This is a genomic window from uncultured Sulfitobacter sp. (assembly GCF_947497275.1).
In the GTDB taxonomy this organism is placed as follows: Bacteria; Pseudomonadota; Alphaproteobacteria; order Rhodobacterales; family Rhodobacteraceae; genus Sulfitobacter.
Genome location: NZ_CANMFS010000003.1, coordinates 136,965 through 152,936 on the forward strand (window position 1 = coordinate 136,965; position 15,972 = coordinate 152,936).

Below are 15,972 nucleotides of genomic sequence, written 5' to 3' on the forward strand. Positions count from 1 at the left end.
ACCCCTCGGACCCGATTTGCGCGCTCGGCGGGCGGGCGTGCCGCCTATCGGAAACTGCGCGGTCCGCCGCTTGTCCACTGGCAGCCCCCGGATCTTTCTGACATCATGAAACAATGAGAATATTCTATGCCATCCTGTTTGCGCTGATTGCCCTGCCCGCCGCTGCCGGGGGTTTGATGACCGCCGAGGAGTTCGATGCCTATACACGTGGCAAAACGCTTTTCTACGGGAATGGGTCCGAGCCCTACGGCGCGGAAATCTATTTGCCGGACAGGCGGGTACGCTGGTCCTTCCTCGACGGCCAATGCAAGGACGGCACATGGTACGAGGCAGAGGGCCTCATCTGCTTTACTTACGAAGACCGTCCCGATCCGCAATGCTGGAGCTTCGAGCGCGGACCGCGCGGATTGATCGCGCGGTTCGAGAACGACCCCGCCATAAGCCCGCTTTATGAGGCGAACGAGAGCACACAGGAAATGTTGTGTCTGGGCCCGCGCATCGGGGTGTGATCGGCTTTCGCGACTCGCTGCATATGTACGGCTTCTAGAACAGGGATCCCTGTTCGGGTGACTTGGATCCGGATTTGCGGGTGGCTCCCTTGCCGCCGACACTGAACCTTCCGTCAGCGAACTGGATCTCAAGGTCGGTTGCCGCGCGCGCCGCTGCGGTCGTGGTAATGACATTGCCGCCACTGCGTACCACCGCGAAGCCCCGCTCCAGCGTGGCCTCGTAGCCAAGCGTGATGCGCAGGCGCTCCGCAGCCTCGATCTGCTTGCGCCACCCCGCTGTCTGACGTGCGGCCGCTGCCGACAACTGCCGCGTGACGCGCGCGAGCCTTTCCGCCTGCCTGTCGCGTTCGCGCAGCAGTGTCGTTGGGCGCAGGCGCTGTGCCTCGGCGGCGCGCCGCTTTGCCGCGACCGCGCGCGCAAGTGCCGGTGCCAGCCGCCCTGACAGATCCTCCAATCGCCGCCGCTCCTGTACCAGCCGGGCGCGCAGCCCGGCAGGACGCAGCGCGCCGCTGCGGTCGGCCAGGCGCACCTTGCGCCGCTGCACCCCCGCGATCAGCGCGGGACCAAGCCGCTCGCCGGCCCGGTCGAGACGCTGGCGCGGACTGTCGAGCAAAGTATCGGCGCGCGGCAAGGCGCGGGCCATATCGCGCAGGCGCTGACCACGCGTGATCAATCCCTGGCTCAACGCGCGGCTCATCCTCGCGTGTTGTTGATCTAGGTAGGCCATCAATTCATGGCGCACCGGTACGGCCAGTTCCGCCGCCGCCGTCGGTGTCGGTGCGCGCTTGTCGGAGGCAAAATCGATCAGCGTCGTATCGGTTTCGTGCCCCACGGCGGAGATCAGCGGGATCTGCGATGCCGCCGCCGCACGCAAGACGACTTCTTCGTTAAAGCCCCACAGATCCTCGACGGATCCGCCACCGCGCGCCACGATGATCAGATCGGGACGCGGCAGCGCGCCGCCCGGTGTCATCGCGTTGAACCCGTCGATTGCGCGCGCCACTTCGGGTGCGCATTTCGCGCCCTGCACGGCAACGGGCCAGATCAGTACCTTGCGCGGAAACCGGTCGCGCAACCGATGCAGGATATCGCGGATCACCGCCCCCGAGGGCGAGGTGACGACGCCGATGATGTCGGGCAGATAGGGCAGTACCTGCTTGCGCTCAGGCGCGAACAACCCTTCGGCCGCAAGCGCCGTCTTGCGCTTTTCCAGGAGCGCCATGAGCGCGCCCATGCCCGCCGGTTTAATGTCTTCGATGATGATCTGGTACTTCGACTGGCCCGGAAACGTGGTGACACGCCCCGTCACGATCACCTCCATCCCCTCTTCGGGCATCGTATCTAGTCGCGCCGCGACCCCTTTCCAGATGATCCCCGCCATCACCGCTTTGTCGTCCTTGAGGTCTAGATACACATGGCCCGAACGCGGCAGGCTTACCCGACCCACTTCGGCGCGCAAACGGACGTGTCCGAATTCCCCCTCGATTACCCGCTTGATCGCGTTCGACAATTCGCCGACGGTAAATTCGGGGCTGTTGTCGCCATCCGGCCCCGCGTCGGCACCGTCTTCGAACATATCCATCGGTCTGCGTCCTTGTGATCTTTCCAGCGGGAGAATAGAACGCCCGGAACCTCAAGCCAAGGGAGTGCGCGGCATGAATATCCTGATTTTGGGCAGCGGCGGGCGCGAACACAGCCTTGCGTGGGCCGTCATGCAGAACCCCAAATGCGACAAGTTGATCGTGGCGCCCGGCAATGCAGGCATCGCCCAGATCGCCGACTGCGCGGATGTCGATATCAACGACGGCGGCGCGGTCGTGCAATTCGCCGAGGACAACAGCATAGAGTTCGTGATCGTCGGACCCGAGGCGCCATTGGCCAACGGTGTCGCGGACCGATTGCGGGACGCAGGGCTGCTGGTGTTCGGCCCCTCGCAGGCGGCGGCGGCTCTCGAAGCGTCGAAGGCCTTTACCAAGGAGATCTGCGACGCTTGTGGTGCGCCCACCGCCCGCTACGGCCACTTCACCGACAAGCAGGCCGCGAAAGACTATGTGCGCGCGCAAGGCACACCCATCGTGGTCAAGGCAGACGGGCTGGCGGCAGGCAAGGGCGTGATCATCGCCGAAACGGTGGCGCAGGCCGATGAAGCACTTGACGATATGTTCGGCGGCAGCTTCGGAGCGGCGGGAGCCGAGGTAGTGATCGAGGAATTCATGCGCGGCGAGGAAGCGTCGTTTTTCGTGCTGTGTGACGGGAAAGACGTGTTGCCCATCGGCACAGCGCAGGATCACAAGCGTGTGGGCGAAGGCGATACCGGCCCGAATACGGGCGGCATGGGGGCCTATTCCCCCGCCCCAGTGCTCACCGATGCCATCGCCGAGCGCGCACTGAACGAGATCATCCGCCCCACGATGGCCGAAATGGCACGGCGCGGGATGCCTTATCAGGGCGTGCTTTATGCCGGTCTGATGATCGAGAACGGCGCGCCGCGGCTTGTCGAATACAACGTGCGTTTCGGCGATCCCGAATGCCAGGTGCTGATGATGCGGCTCGGTGCCCAAGCCTTCGACCTGATGCACGCCGCCGCCGAAAGACGGCTCGATACCATGCGCGTCAACTGGGCGAACGACCATGCGTTGACGGTCGTGCTGGCCGCTGCGGGGTATCCCGGTGCCTACAAAAAGGGTAGTGTCATCCGGGGCTTGGACACGCTGCCCGAAGACAGCAGCAACATGGTGTTCCACGCAGGCACGGCCGCCCGGGACGGCGCGACCGTCGCCGCCGGCGGGCGTGTGCTGAACGTGACCGCCCGCGGCAAGACGCTGGCGGAGGCGCAGCAGCGCGCCTATGCGATGGTGGACCAGGTGGATTGGCCCGAGGGCTTCTGCCGCCGTGACATCGGCTGGCGGGCGCTGGATTAATAGGCCGCGGCGCGCCGGCGATTGTCTGCTGGGTGCTGCAAGGGCCCGACCGAATGGCACCGGCGAACAGGCTGGCCACATCGATCAGGTTATCTGCGGCAGCCCAGCGCGTGCGCAAAACTGCTTCGGTCCCGGTATGGACCGATATCGCTCATCGCAAGCGCCGATCCTTCAAACCGCACGCCCATCACGCGCCGCCAATCGGCGCTGGCGACGATCATCTCCGGCCCGGCTCCGCAGTCACGCAGGCCACCACCGATGTCCGTCTCTCCGATCCGATGGTTCGTCACGCCCGGAAGCTGGGCAATCTCGTAGAGCTGTCCGTTCGAAAACCGCCAGACCCGCAGTATCTTTGCCAGATGAGGCCGGTCGACATAGGCCAGCTCGGTCAGGCCATCCCCGTCCAGATCAGCAATTGCGACAGGTGCCAGCCAACGAAAGCGCTGCCCGATATACGGCGTCGCCCCGACAAGTCCGCCAGCGTCGTAAATCGCAAGGCGCGCACCCTGCGTCTGGTGGCTTTCGACCACGACAACTTCGCGGCGTCCGTTGCCATCGATGTCCACCAGACGCGGCGCGGTATCTTCAAACACCCGCTCGCGCGGCAACCGCAAAACGATGGGGGCAGCAGTGTCTTCTAACTGTAGAACGAGAGCGCCGTACGAGATGGCGTCTCCCAGAATACCGTGGGGATACCGCTCCGTCGGTTCGGCATAGGCCGCCGAAACAAGCGCAGGTTCTTGCGCGTTCTGCGCGGCGGCAGCAAAGGGCGCGCACCCGGCCAGAACCACGCACACGGGCCGCAGCGCGCGGCGGGCGCGCGCCTGCAACGGGGACTTCGACAGACGCCGCGCCCCGTAGCACATCAGATCTGTTTTTCCGGCATCTGGACCCGCAGACCGTCCAGCGCATCGGTGACCTTGATCTGGCAGGTCAGGCGCGACTTCTCGGGGTCAGGCTCGTAGGCGAAATCGAGCATATCTTCTTCCATATCATCTTTCGCCGGCAGCTTGTCGATCCATGCCGCGTCCACGTAGACATGGCAGGTGGAGCAGGCACACGCGCCGCCGCAATCGGCCTCGATGCCGGGAATGTTATTGTCGCGTGCGCCTTCCATGACCGTCAGACCGGTCGCGACGTCGACGACATGCTCGGTGCCGCTATGCTCAACATAGGTGATTTTTACCATGTCTGGTACCCTTTCAATACTTGGTTGGCTGCGTTTCTACGCAAGCCTTCCGCCACGCGCCAGCCCCTTTTGCAGATGCGGCATAGGGTTCTAGGCAGTGGTGATCAAACGCGCTAGTGTGCGCGCGAATAACAGACCCAAGAGGCATTGGGCCATGATACAGGCACGTCCCCTTCATCCGCTGCGCACGCCCGTGTTGCGCGTGCTCGCTTTGCTTGCGCTGGCAGCCTGTGCTGATGGACAGACCGTTTCGCAAGGCGGTGTTGTACAGGGCAACGGCCTTGCCCCCCCCGGCGCGCCGCGCGGGACCTGTTGGGGCAAGATCCCGACACCCGCCGTGGTCGAGACGGTAACGGAACAGGTGCTCGTGAGTCCGGCAAGGATGAACACCGACGGGACGGTTGCGACGTTGCCAGTCTACCGCTCAGAGCAGCGTCAAGAGATCGTCACACCCCGCACCGACAACTGGTTCGAGACGCCCTGCCCGCCCGATTTTACGGTCGAGTTCGTCTCATCGCTGCAACGCGCGCTGCAGGCACGTGGCCTGTATCAGGGGGCGGTTACCGGCAATATGGATGCGGAAACACGGGCAGCCGTGCTTGCCGTGCAAACCGCCGGAGGATTGCGCAGCGACGTGCTGTCGATCAAGACGGCGCGCGCCCTAGGCCTGGTCGCGGTGCCCCGCTCGCCGTAGAGACACGTGAAAATGGGCGCCCCAAGGGGACGCCCATTTTTGGAAACAAACCTGTCTGACTAGTCGTCTAGCGTAAGTGCCACAAATCGCGGATCTCCCGCACGCCGCACCAACAGCAAGAGAGATTTGCGTCCCGCTTCCTTCGCGGCATCGACCCTGTCATTCAGATCGGCGATGCTCGCGACAGCCTGCTGTCCGGCTTCGGTGATGATGTCCCCCGCACGCAACCCCTTCTCGAATGCTTCCGAACCGTCTTCGACCTGCGTCACCGCCAGGCCCTGCATCTGGGCGTCTGCCCCCAGTTCTTCGCGGATCTCGGCGGTCAGCGGGCTAACGGTAAGGCCGAGGAGCGAGGATGTTTCCGGCTCCCCTTCGGTGTCGGGAATGATCTCGTCCTCTGGCGTCTCGCCATTCGCATCCTCGCGGCGGCCCAGAACGACGTTGATCGTCTGGCTTTCTCCTTCGCGCAGGACCGTTACCCGCACGGTTGCACCCACGGGACTGTTGCCCACCTGCCGTACCAACGCACGGGTGTCCGCGACATCGACACCATCGAAGGACAAGATTACGTCCCCGGTCTCAAGACCGGCATCCTTTGCAGGCCCGTCGGGCACATCGGTGATGAGCGCGCCTGACGCATTCTCGAGCCCCATCGCATCAGCGACGTCTTGGGTGACATCCTGAATGCGGACGCCAAGCCAGCCGCGGCGCGTCTCGCCGAACTCCTTGAGCTGGTCAACCACACGCGTCACCACATTGGCGGCCATGGAAAATCCGATCCCGATGGAGCCGCCGTTGGGCGACAGGATCGCCGTGTTCACACCGATCACATCGCCATCCATGTTGAACAAGGGGCCGCCGGAGTTGCCGCGGTTGATCGCCGCATCGGTCTGAATGTAATCGTCATAGGTGCCGCTGAGCGCGCGATTGCGCGCCGACACGATGCCTGCCGAGACAGAGAACCCCTGACCCAGCGGATTGCCCATCGCAATGACCCAATCACCCACGCGCGCCGCATCGCTGTCACCGAAATTCACGAAATCAAGCGGCGTAGCGGCTTCTACCTTGAGCAGGGCGATGTCGGTGTTGGGATCCGTTCCGATCACCGTCGCCTTCAGTTCCTTGCCCGAAAAGAACTCGATGGTGATCTCATCCGCGCCCGCGATGACATGGTTGTTGGTGACGACGAAACCATCCTCGGAAATTACAAAACCCGATCCCAGAGCGGAAGATCGACGCGGCGAGGGAGCCTCGTCCTCTCCGCCCCGGTTCCGATCCTGAAATTCGCGGAAAAAATCCTCGAACGGCGAGCCTTCTGGCACGATGCCACGCGGCCCCGTGCGTCCTTCGACCATCGTCGATGTGGTGATGTTGACGACCGAAGGGCTGATCTGTTCCGCCAGCGGTGCAAGGCTTTCGGGTTTTGCCAGCGCCGACACGGCCTGCAGCGCCACCATGGCGAGCGCCAACAAGCCGACGAGTGCGGCGCGCAGGCCGGGGGTCAATGGGTTCTTTTGGGATTGGGCGACCGCTCTGGGCTGCATGTTGCGTCTCCTGATGGAATAGATGCCGCATCGGCATAGAAATTATTGGGCAGAGTGCATGGTGCTTGCACACAGTACAATATCAAAGATGGGTCGGGCACGGCCCAATTCAACAGCCTTCATATCCTCGTGAGCGTCCGTTGCCCGTCATCCGACATTTCTTTCACAACGCCTGCTTTCGCGTGCTAGAAAACCGCAAGCACCCACCCGAAGGAGTTTCCCGATGAGCCATGTTCTGCGCCGAAGCCTGACCGCCGTCCAACCGCAGATCGTCGGGGGCGAAGGCGCCTATCTGATCGACGACAGCGGCAAGCGGTATCTCGACGCCTGCGGCGGCGCGGCGGTCTCATCGCTTGGTCATGACAACGCAGCCGTGCGCAAGGCGATTTGCGATCAGGTCAACACGCTGGCTTTCGCGCACACCGGTCTGTTTACCAACCCGTGGGCAGAAGAGCTGTCGGATTATCTGGTCTCACATGCGCCGGACGGCACCGGCGAGGGACGCGTCATGTATCTGGGCAGCGGGTCGGAGGCGATGGAGGCGGCATTGAAGCTGGCCCGCCAGTATCACGTCGAGCGCGGCGAGACGGGTCGCGCCCATATCATTGCACGCGCCCCGTCGTACCATGGCAATACCCTCGGCGCGCTGGCCGTCAGCGGCCATGCAGGACGCCGCGCGCCCTTCGCACCCCTTCTTATCGAGACGCAGCACATCGATGCGACCTACAATTACCGCCTGCAGCAAGAAGATGAGAGCGACGAGGATTTCGGTCTGCGCATGGCCGATCAGCTTGAGGCCCGGATACAGAAGCTCGGTCCGGAAACCGTCGCAGCGTTCGTTGCCGAACCGGTGGTAGGCGCGTCGTTAGGTACACAGCCCGCGCCGAAAGGTTATTTCAAGCGGATCCGTGAAATCTGTGACCGGCATGGCGTGCTCTATATCGCTGACGAAGTGATGTGCGGCATGGGGCGCACCGGCACTCTTTTCGCGTTGGAACAAGAAGGAATCCATGCCGACATCACCACGATGGCCAAGGGGCTCGGCGCAGGTTATCAGCCGATCGCGGCCGTGATGGCCTCGCAAAAGGTCTGCGATGGCATTCTGGCAGGATCGGGAAAACTCTGGAACGGTCACACCTACATGAGCCATGCGGTCGCCACTGCCGGCGCCTTGGCTGTCATGCGCGAGATCGACGACCGCAATCTGCTGGAAGCCGTGCGCAAGCGTGGCGCGCAGCTGGAGGAACGGCTAAAAGACCGGCTGGGCCAACATGCCCACGTCGGAGACATCCGCGGGCGTGGCCTGTTCTGGACGGCGGAATTCGTCGAGAACCGCGACACCAAAGCACCCTACGACGTTGCACGCAACATCGCGGGAAAGGTACAGCAGGCGGCGATGGAGGACGGGATGATCTGCTACCCTACCCAGGGCTGCGCCGACGGGACGTCGGGCGATCATGTTCTGCTGGCACCGTGCTTTACCTCGACCGGGGCCGAGATCGATACAATCGTGGACAAGCTTGCGGACTCGCTCGACAAGGTGGTCGGCTGACGGCCAGCTGCGCATCATGCCAACCCCTTGCTGTCGCCGACGCCGGGCGCAGGCACATGAAAAGGGGCCGACACTTGCGTGCGGCCCCTGTCCTGTGATCACTCAGGTTCAAGATCAGTTGTTGTTAGCCCCGGAAGCCCGGCTGCCCTGATCCGAGCGCAGGTAATCGAAGAACTCGGAATCCGGCGAAAGCACCATTGTCGAGTTCCGTCCCTTCAATGACTCTTCGTACGCCGCAAGGGAGCGGTAGAACTCGAAGAATTCGGGGTCCTGTTCGTAGGCCTGTGCAAAGATCCGGTTCCGCTCGGCGTCCGCCTCACCCTCGATGATGCGGGCGTCGCGGTTCGCTTCGGAGAGAATTTCCTCATAGGTACGATCGGCAAGCGCCGTTACGCGCTGTGCGGCCTCGCGCCCACGGGCGCGCTCGTCCGTCGCCTCCCGATCCCGCTCCGCGATCATACGGCGCAGTGTGGCGTCGAAGTTCTGCTCCGGCAGGTTGGTCTGGCGCAGCCGCACATCCACGATCTTGAGCCCCAGGGCCGTTGCTCGCAGATCCGCACGTGTCCGGATCTGGTCCATCAGGGCCGACCGCTCGGGCGACAGGATCGTGTTCGATGTCACACCTTGCGAGCCCAGAACGGCGCGGATCTGGGATTCGAGGATACCTCCAAGATCGTTTGCGGCGCGGCTTTCACCGCCGGCACCGACAGCCTGACGGTATTGAACCACGTCGTCGATCCGGTACAGAACGAACGCATCGACACGCAGACGACGGTCATCGGCTGGCGTCACCTCGATCACCTCGGTTTCAAGCGACAGGATCCGATCCTCGAAACGAACGACCTCGTCGATCAGGGGCAGTTTGAACCCGATTCCGGGATCCGTCCGAACCTGTTTGATCTGGCCAAACCGCAGAACCAGCGCTTTTTCGCGTTCATCGACCACAAAAATCGACGACAGGAACGCCGCAACCAAGATGACGCCGATAGGTATCAGAAAGCTAACCTTGTTCATTCGTTCGACCCTCCGGTGCGCCGCAACTCGTTCAGTGGAAGATAGGGTACGACCCCCTGCCCGCCGCTTTCGCCTTGTTGATTTTCAAGGATGATTTTATCGACATCGCCAAAGACTTTTTCCATCGTTTCGAGGTAAAGGCGTTTGCGCGTCACTTCCGGCGCTGCCTTGTACTCGGCAAGGACCGCCACGAAACGACTTGCTTCACCGATGGCACCGTTGACTTCGCGCGCGCGGTAGCCTTCGGCCGCCTCAAGCAGCTTGGCGCTTTCACCGCGCGCCTCGGCGGTCTTTTGGTTGGCGTAGGCATCGGCCTGACGTTCCAGCCGGTCGCGTTCCTGCTCGGCGGCCTGAACATCGCGGAAGGCATCGACAACCGAGACTTCTTCGGAATTGCCCTGTGCATCGGTCACGGTAACGGTCTCCCTTGGTGGATCGACCTTGTTCACGTTGACACGCAGGATATTGATACCGGTCTCGCGGTTGTCCAGCGTGGTCTGGATCAGCCCCTTGACCGTTTCCTCGACAAGCGCGCGATCCCGGTTGAGGATCGGCGCCAGTTCGGACTGCGCGATCACTTCGCGCATGGCGGATTCGGAAATGGCACGCACGGACGCATCAGGGTCGCGCAGCGAGAATTTGAAATCCTGCGCGTCCTTGATGTTCCAGACCACCTGAAAATCAATGTCGACGATGTTTTCATCGGTGGTCAGCATGAGGCCTTCGTTGCCGTTGTCGCCCCGGCTGACGCCGAGCGTTTCGGTCCGGTTCGTCGTGACGTCGAACACCTCGGCAGTCACAAACGGCCACGGCGCAAAGTTCAAACCTTCGGTCCCGATGCCGGAAAATTCGCCCAGAAACAATTCAATGGATTGCTGTTCGGGCCGGACCGTGTAGGTGCTGGCGAACAGCCATGCCGCAACGGCGACAACTGCCGCGATGCCCACGGTGCCGCGTGTCAGCATCGGGCCGCCGCCGCCGCCGCCCTGTCCGCCGCCGGTTCCATTGGACCGGCCACCGCCGCCCATCAATACACGCAACTGCTCCTGGCCGCGCTTTACCAGCTCGTCAATTTCCGGGATCGGCGGTTTGTCACCGCCCCCCCGGTTGCCACCGCCATTGTTGCCACCGCGATTGCCCCCCTGCTTGTCGCCACCGCCCTGAGAGCCGCCGCCCGAATTTCCACCACCGCCCCACGGACCGCCTGTGTTTCCAGCCATAAGTTATTCCCCTTTTCAGCGCCCGTTGGTCTGGGCCACCTTATCCTTGTGTCATTAACTGTGCACTTCGCTGCCTAATTCAAGACGTGCGCACTGGTGTACGCATGGTCACCAGCTCTTCCGCCATGGTCGGATGCACAGCGCAGGTTTGATCGAACTGTTCCTTTGTCGCGCCCAGCTTGATCGCGATGCCCGCCATCTGGATCATCTCGCCCGCCTGCGGTGCGACGATATGACAACCCAGAACAGTACGCGTTTCCTTCGAGACCACCAGCTTCATCAGAACGCGGTCATCGCGGTCCGCAAACGCCGTTTGCATCGCCTTGAACGAGGTTGCGTAGATTTCAACAGGTTCTTGCGCCATCGCGTTTTCCTCGGTCATGCCGACGGATCCCATTTCAGGCTGTGTGAACACCGCAGAGGCAATAAGCGCGTGATCGACCGGTGTAGGCTCCCCGCCGAACACGGTCCGGACAAAGGCCATCCCCTCTCGGATCGCAACAGGGGTCAGGTTCACCCGGTTGGTGACGTCACCGATAGCATAGACGGACGGCACGGCGGTCTGGCTATAGTCATCGACCTTCACGGCGCCGCCGCGCGCCAGTTCTACGCCGATCTCCGCAAGCCCCATATTTTCGGTGTTCGGAGTGCGCCCCGTGGCAAAGAAAACCTGCTCGAACGTCTTTTCCTGACCATGCGAGGACTTGACCCATATACCGCCATCGCGTTCTTCCATCTCAAGCAGGTTTGCCCCGGAGTGCATGTCGATGCCACGCGCGCGCATCTCGTCGGCGACAAAACCGCGCGCCTCGTCATCGAACCCGTTCAGGATTTGCGCGCGCCGGAACCACAGCGACACGTCGACGCCGAGGCCGTGCAGAATACAGGCGAATTCGCACGCGATGTAGCCGCCGCCGATGATCAGCATGGATTTCGGCAGTTTCTTCAGATTGAAAATGTCGTCGGATACCAGAGCCTTTTCGGCATTCGGAATGTCGGGGCGCCATGGTCGCCCGCCTGTTGCCACCAGAATATGCTTGGCGGTCTTTTCCTCGCCGGTCGACAGCGTGACCGTATGCGCGTCCTTGAGGGTGGCGCGGGCGTCAAACCGGTCGACGCCGGACTTGTCGAGCATGGATTTGTAGACGCCTTCGAGCCGGTCCAGTTCGCCGTTCAGCTTTTCCGAGAACGCGGGCCAATCGAACGGGCCATCGTTGACCTCCCATCCGAAGGCGCGCGCATCCTCGAACATGTCACGGTAGCCGGATGCGAACACCATCAGCTTTTTCGGGACGCACCCCCGGATGACGCAGGTACCGCCATAGCGGTCCTCTTCGGCCAGACCCACTTTCGCGCCGTACTCACCGGCCGCGACACGTGCGGCACGCACCCCGCCGGAACCGCCCCCAATTACAAAAAGATCATAGTCAAATCCGGAATCGCTCATGTAGGGTCCTTCACTCAGTCGTTCAGATCGGAAAACAGATTATCACTTTCGACGAAATCGAGCCGTTCGGTCGCAACGGTGCCTTCGTTGATGTCGCGCACTTCGACCTTGCCGTCTCCAAAACCGATGACGACCGCATCGCAAATGTCGATGAACAGGCCGTTCTCGACGACGCCGGGCATTTGGTTGAGTACCAGCGCCAGCTGCCGCGGATTGCCGATGCGGCCGAGGTGCAGATCGAGGATGTGATTGCCCTCGTCCGTGACGAAGGGCCGGTCGCCGTTCATCCGCAGGGTCGATGAGCGGCCCAGCACATCCATCGAGATTAGCGTTTCTTCCACCAGCGCCTGCGTCGTTTGCCAGCCGAACGGGATCACTTCGACCGGCAGGGGGAACGCGCCCAGATGCTCGACTTCCTTGCCAATGTCGGCGATCACGACCATCTGGTCAGAGGCCGTCGCCACGATCTTTTCTTGCAACAACGCACCGCCGCCGCCCTTGATCAGATTGAGATCGCCGTCGAATTCGTCGGCGCCGTCAATCGTAAGATCGAGCCATTTTGCCTCGTCGAGGCTGATGACCTCGATGCCGACCTCGCGCGCAAGCTGCGCCGTGCGCGATGAGGTCGGTACGCCTTTGATCTTGAGGCCGTCGTCGCGCACCATCTCGCCCAGGCAGCGCACCAGCCAGGCAGCGGTCGAACCGGTGCCGAGACCGACGCGCATGCCGTCCTCCACAAATTCCGCCGCGCGCTTAGCGGCGACAAATTTCGCTTTGTCGATGGGCGACAGTTCTCCGGACATGGGGCAGCTCCGTTGTAATAACACGGTGCTTATAGGAAAGATGCGTCGCAGGTGCGAGCGGCAATTGTGCGTAGACCGCCGATACGCGGCAGAGGCAGTCGCGCGGTGCGCCCGCAGGGTCAGGTTTCTGCATCGTTGTGTCGTATTTCGATACCCGGACCGCCGGCCGACCGCGTAGACACGGGGGCATGACGTACATTCTCCATTACGCGCCAGATAACGCATCGCTGATCGTGCGGCTCGCGCTCGAAGAACTCGGCGTGCCCTACCGCACGAAGCTGGTCGACCGGAGCCGTGCCGAGCATCGCACCGCGGCCTTCCGCGCGCTCAACGGCGCGGGGTTGATCCCGGTGCTTGAGGTCCCCGGTGGCCCCTTGTCGGAAACGGCCGCGATCCTGTTGTGGTTGGCCGACCGGCACGGCGCGCTGGCGCCGCCCCCCCGGGATGCTGCGCGGGGCGCGTTTCTCAAATGGCTGTTCTTCGCCTCGAACACGCTGCACGCCCAGCTTCGCATGATTTTCTACCCGGCCTATTACGTCGGCGATAATCCAGCGGCACAATCGCAGCTAAGGCGCACTCTCACCCATCGTAGCATGTCTCATATGACGTTGCCCGATTCGCTTAACCTGCTGGACGCGCGGCAAGATGCGCACAGCGATGCGGACGCGCAGATGCCGGACGTGCTCGATTACTACATTGCCTGCCTGTTGCGTTGGTGTGCGCTTTATCCTGTTGGCGAAACTGACTGGTTCAACCTGAGCGAATATCCCCGCCTAGCGACCCTTACCGAAGATCTGGAGAAACGTCCCGCCACGAAGGCCGCTCAGGCCGCCGAGGGGCTTGGCGCGACGCCGTTTTCCAATCCGACACCTGCCAATCCACCGGAAGGGAGTGCCACCTGATGTTCCTGTCTGTCTTCGAGATGTTCAAGGTGGGCATCGGTCCATCCTCTTCGCATACGATGGGACCGATGGTGGCCGCTGCGCGTTTTCTCGACAGGATGCGCGCCTCTCCTTTTCATGTCGCAGGTCTGCGCGCGTCGTTGCACGGCTCGCTCGCATTTACCGGCGTAGGCCACGCGACCGACCGCGCGACGATCCTCGGTCTCGCGGGGTTCACGCCGGAAAGCTACGATGCGGATCGCGCCGAAACCGCGCTGCGCGATATTGCGCAAACGCACCTCATACGAGCAGACGGTCTGCCACCGCTGCGCTTCAATCCAAAAACCGATCTTGTGTTTGATTACGACACCGCCCTGCCCGGCCACGCCAACGGCATGATGCTGATGGCGACGGACGCGCAGGGCGACGTGACGCTGCGCGAGGTCTATTACTCCATCGGCGGCGGTTTCGTGATGACGCAGGCCGAGCTTGACGCTGGCAAGGACACCGACGAAGGCGCGCCGGTGCCGTTCCCCTTCAAAACCGCCGCCGAGATGCTCGAAATGGCGCAGATGTCGGGCAAGACCATCGCGCAGATGAAACGCGCCAACGAGGAATCGCGTGGCGGAGCAGACAGCTTGCGCAGCGGCTCGAAACGGCTTTGGCAGGTGATGAACGACTGCATCAACCGTGGTCTGGAAACCGAAGGCACCCTGCCCGGAGGTCTGAACGTGCAACGGCGGGCCAAAAAGATCCACGACGCACTGCTCGCGGAGCGCGGGCTGAACCAGCAGGCCCCGCATACGATCAACGACTGGATGAGCGTCTATGCAATGGCGGTGAACGAGGAAAATGCCGCCGGGGGACAGGTCGTCACCGCCCCCACCAATGGCGCGGCGGGGGTCATGCCCGCCACCCTGCGCTATTATCTCGATCATGTGCCCGGTGCCTCCGAGAACCGTATCGAGGATTTCCTGCTTACCGCCGCCGCGATCGGCGGGCTGGTAAAGTTCAACGCCTCGATCTCGGGGGCCGAAGCCGGATGTCAGGCCGAGGTCGGCTCTGCCGCCGCGATGTCTGCCGCAGGGCTTTGCGCCGTAATGGGTGGCACGCCTGAACAGGTCGAGAATGCCGCCGAAATCGCATTGGAGCATCATTTAGGGATGACCTGCGATCCGGTGCGCGGGCTGGTGCAGGTGCCGTGCATCGAACGCAACGGTCTGGGTGCGATCAAGGCCGTATCGGCGGCCTCGCTCGCGCTGCGTGGTGACGGCACACATCTAGTGCCGCTGGACGCTTGCATCGAAACAATGCGCCAGACCGGTGCCGATATGAGCGCGAAATACAAGGAAACGTCGCTTGGCGGTCTGGCGGTGAACGTCCCGAACTGCTGACGTTCCGTCAGACGGAACCTTCGGCAGGCCGCGTGGTTTTGTGGGCTAACGCAATCGAACGCAGAACTGAAACGGAGCGCCCGCATGAAAATACTGATGATTCTCACATCACACGACGAACTTGGTGACACCGGCGAGAAAACCGGTTTCTGGCTCGAAGAATTCGCCGCACCCTACTACGTTCTGAAAGACGCCGGAGCCGAGCTTACACTTGCCTCCCCCAAAGGCGGTAAACCACCCCTCGATCCCAAGAGCGACACCGACGACGCCCAGACGGACGCCACGCGCAGATTCAAGGGCGACGCGGATGCGCAGCAGGCGCTGGCACACACCGAGGTGCTTTCGCAGGTCGCCGTAGAAGGCTTTGACGCGGTCTTTTACCCCGGTGGACATGGCCCATTGTGGGATCTGGCCGAGGACAAGGACAGCATCCGTACAATCGAAACAACGCTGAAAGCCGGCAAGCCACTCGGTGCCGTCTGCCATGCACCCGCGATCTTCAAACACACCAAAGCCGCTGACGGATCACCGCTGGTGAAAAAGAGACATGTCACCGGTTTCTCGAATTCCGAAGAAGAGGCTGTTGGTCTGAAAGATGTCGTGCCTTTTCTCGTCGAGGACATGCTCAAAGAGCATGGCGGTCACTACAAAAAGGGCGAAGACTGGGCATCCTTCGTGCTTACGGATGGCAAGCTGGTTACCGGTCAGAATCCCGGATCGTCGGAAGAAGCAGCCAAGGCGTTGCTCGCCTTGCTCTGAGCGGGCTGTGTTGCTGAAAATAGGGGCGTCGGGTCATCCGACGCC

At 62.4% G+C, this 15,972-nt stretch carries 15 protein-coding genes; 7 read left to right on the forward strand and 8 right to left on the reverse strand.

Annotation, left to right across the window (positions count from 1 at the left end; genetic code table 11):
* Positions 1 to 113 precede the first annotated feature (113 nt).
* The gene (locus Q1A06_RS07395; RefSeq protein ID WP_299560933.1) at positions 114 to 509 is read left to right on the forward strand and encodes a hypothetical protein; all 396 of its coding nucleotides are present in this window, start codon (positions 114 to 116) and stop codon (positions 507 to 509) included.
* A gap of 34 nt (positions 510 to 543) precedes the next feature.
* On the opposite strand, the gene xseA is transcribed toward Q1A06_RS07395, so the two are convergent.
* The gene (gene xseA, locus Q1A06_RS07400; protein ID WP_299560936.1) at positions 544 to 2,091 is read right to left on the reverse strand and encodes an exodeoxyribonuclease VII large subunit; all 1,548 of its coding nucleotides are present in this window, start codon (positions 2,089 to 2,091) and stop codon (positions 544 to 546) included.
* Between the two features lie 73 nt (positions 2,092 to 2,164).
* On the opposite strand from xseA, the gene purD reads away from it, so the two are divergent.
* A complete protein-coding gene (gene purD / locus Q1A06_RS07405) occupies positions 2,165 to 3,430 on the forward strand; it encodes a phosphoribosylamine--glycine ligase (RefSeq protein ID WP_299560939.1) in 1,266 nt (421 codons plus the stop codon).
* Between the two features lie 89 nt (positions 3,431 to 3,519).
* Here purD and Q1A06_RS07410 read toward each other — a convergent pair whose 3' ends face one another.
* A complete protein-coding gene (locus Q1A06_RS07410) occupies positions 3,520 to 4,296 on the reverse strand; it encodes a VCBS repeat-containing protein (RefSeq protein ID WP_299560942.1) in 777 nt (258 codons plus the stop codon).
* Positions 4,296 to 4,619 (reverse strand): 2Fe-2S iron-sulfur cluster-binding protein, encoded by a 324-nt coding sequence (locus Q1A06_RS07415; protein WP_299560944.1) that lies wholly within the window; start codon positions 4,617 to 4,619, stop codon positions 4,296 to 4,298. The genes Q1A06_RS07410 and Q1A06_RS07415 overlap by 1 nt, the downstream gene beginning before the upstream one ends.
* A gap of 154 nt (positions 4,620 to 4,773) precedes the next feature.
* Here Q1A06_RS07415 and Q1A06_RS07420 point away from each other — a divergent pair, with 154 nt between their 5' ends.
* A complete protein-coding gene (locus Q1A06_RS07420; RefSeq protein WP_299560947.1) occupies positions 4,774 to 5,313 on the forward strand; it encodes a peptidoglycan-binding domain-containing protein in 540 nt (179 codons plus the stop codon).
* A gap of 59 nt (positions 5,314 to 5,372) precedes the next feature.
* Here Q1A06_RS07420 and Q1A06_RS07425 read toward each other — a convergent pair whose 3' ends face one another.
* Positions 5,373 to 6,857, reverse strand: a complete 1,485-nt coding sequence (locus Q1A06_RS07425) for a DegQ family serine endoprotease (protein ID WP_299560950.1) — start codon at positions 6,855 to 6,857, stop codon at positions 5,373 to 5,375.
* A gap of 223 nt (positions 6,858 to 7,080) precedes the next feature.
* Between Q1A06_RS07425 and Q1A06_RS07430 the strand changes: the two genes are divergently transcribed.
* Positions 7,081 to 8,409, forward strand: a complete 1,329-nt coding sequence (locus Q1A06_RS07430) for an aspartate aminotransferase family protein (RefSeq protein WP_299560953.1) — start codon at positions 7,081 to 7,083, stop codon at positions 8,407 to 8,409.
* 114 nt (positions 8,410 to 8,523) lie between these two features.
* Here Q1A06_RS07430 and hflC read toward each other — a convergent pair whose 3' ends face one another.
* From hflC to rpiA, 4 genes are all read right to left on the reverse strand, one after another.
* Positions 8,524 to 9,423, reverse strand: a complete 900-nt coding sequence (gene hflC, locus Q1A06_RS07435; RefSeq protein ID WP_299560956.1) for a protease modulator HflC — start codon at positions 9,421 to 9,423, stop codon at positions 8,524 to 8,526.
* Positions 9,420 to 10,643: an FtsH protease activity modulator HflK gene (gene hflK / locus Q1A06_RS07440; protein ID WP_299560959.1), complete on the reverse strand. Its 1,224-nt coding sequence runs from the start codon at positions 10,641 to 10,643 to the stop codon at positions 9,420 to 9,422. Before hflK ends, hflC begins: the two co-directional genes overlap by 4 nt.
* A gap of 79 nt (positions 10,644 to 10,722) precedes the next feature.
* A complete protein-coding gene (gene gorA, locus Q1A06_RS07445) occupies positions 10,723 to 12,090 on the reverse strand; it encodes a glutathione-disulfide reductase (protein ID WP_299560961.1) in 1,368 nt (455 codons plus the stop codon).
* A 14-nt stretch (positions 12,091 to 12,104) separates the two neighbouring features.
* On the reverse strand, positions 12,105 to 12,893 hold the full coding sequence (rpiA, locus tag Q1A06_RS07450) for a ribose-5-phosphate isomerase RpiA (RefSeq protein WP_299560964.1): 789 nt from the start codon (positions 12,891 to 12,893) through the stop codon (positions 12,105 to 12,107).
* A gap of 188 nt (positions 12,894 to 13,081) precedes the next feature.
* Here rpiA and Q1A06_RS07455 point away from each other — a divergent pair, with 188 nt between their 5' ends.
* The 3 genes from Q1A06_RS07455 (at position 13,082) to Q1A06_RS07465 (ending at position 15,927) form a co-directional block, all read left to right on the forward strand.
* Positions 13,082 to 13,795, forward strand: coding sequence for a glutathione S-transferase family protein (locus Q1A06_RS07455; RefSeq protein ID WP_299560967.1), 714 nt, complete (start codon positions 13,082 to 13,084; stop codon positions 13,793 to 13,795).
* A complete protein-coding gene (locus tag Q1A06_RS07460; protein ID WP_299560969.1) occupies positions 13,795 to 15,168 on the forward strand; it encodes an L-serine ammonia-lyase in 1,374 nt (457 codons plus the stop codon). Before Q1A06_RS07455 ends, Q1A06_RS07460 begins: the two co-directional genes overlap by 1 nt.
* 84 nt (positions 15,169 to 15,252) lie before the next feature.
* Entirely contained in the window at positions 15,253 to 15,927 is a 675-nt protein-coding gene (locus Q1A06_RS07465) for a type 1 glutamine amidotransferase domain-containing protein (RefSeq protein ID WP_299560972.1), read from the forward strand.
* The last annotated feature ends 45 nt before the right edge of the window (positions 15,928 to 15,972 follow it).

Excerpts from the sequence above, each read along its gene's own strand:
- Q1A06_RS07410 (WP_299560942.1), bottom strand. The coding sequence starts at position 4,296 with ATGTGCTACGGGGCGCGGCGTCTGTCGAAGTCCCCGTTGCAGGCGCGC.
- Q1A06_RS07420 (WP_299560947.1), top strand. The coding sequence starts at position 4,774 with ATGATACAGGCACGTCCCCTTCATCCGCTGCGCACGCCCGTGTTGCGC.
- hflC (WP_299560956.1), bottom strand. The coding sequence starts at position 9,423 with ATGAACAAGGTTAGCTTTCTGATACCTATCGGCGTCATCTTGGTTGCG.
- Q1A06_RS07425 (WP_299560950.1), bottom strand. The coding sequence starts at position 6,857 with ATGCAGCCCAGAGCGGTCGCCCAATCCCAAAAGAACCCATTGACCCCC.
- rpiA (WP_299560964.1), bottom strand. The coding sequence starts at position 12,893 with ATGTCCGGAGAACTGTCGCCCATCGACAAAGCGAAATTTGTCGCCGCT.
- Q1A06_RS07465 (WP_299560972.1), top strand. The coding sequence starts at position 15,253 with ATGAAAATACTGATGATTCTCACATCACACGACGAACTTGGTGACACC.
- xseA (WP_299560936.1), bottom strand. The coding sequence starts at position 2,091 with ATGGATATGTTCGAAGACGGTGCCGACGCGGGGCCGGATGGCGACAAC.
- Q1A06_RS07395 (WP_299560933.1), top strand. The coding sequence starts at position 114 with ATGAGAATATTCTATGCCATCCTGTTTGCGCTGATTGCCCTGCCCGCC.
- Q1A06_RS07460 (WP_299560969.1), top strand. The coding sequence starts at position 13,795 with ATGTTCCTGTCTGTCTTCGAGATGTTCAAGGTGGGCATCGGTCCATCC.
- Q1A06_RS07415 (WP_299560944.1), bottom strand. The coding sequence starts at position 4,619 with ATGGTAAAAATCACCTATGTTGAGCATAGCGGCACCGAGCATGTCGTC.
- hflK (WP_299560959.1), bottom strand. The coding sequence starts at position 10,643 with ATGGCTGGAAACACAGGCGGTCCGTGGGGCGGTGGTGGAAATTCGGGC.
- Q1A06_RS07430 (WP_299560953.1), top strand. The coding sequence starts at position 7,081 with ATGAGCCATGTTCTGCGCCGAAGCCTGACCGCCGTCCAACCGCAGATC.
- Q1A06_RS07455 (WP_299560967.1), top strand. The coding sequence starts at position 13,082 with ATGACGTACATTCTCCATTACGCGCCAGATAACGCATCGCTGATCGTG.
- purD (WP_299560939.1), top strand. The coding sequence starts at position 2,165 with ATGAATATCCTGATTTTGGGCAGCGGCGGGCGCGAACACAGCCTTGCG.
- gorA (WP_299560961.1), bottom strand. The coding sequence starts at position 12,090 with ATGAGCGATTCCGGATTTGACTATGATCTTTTTGTAATTGGGGGCGGT.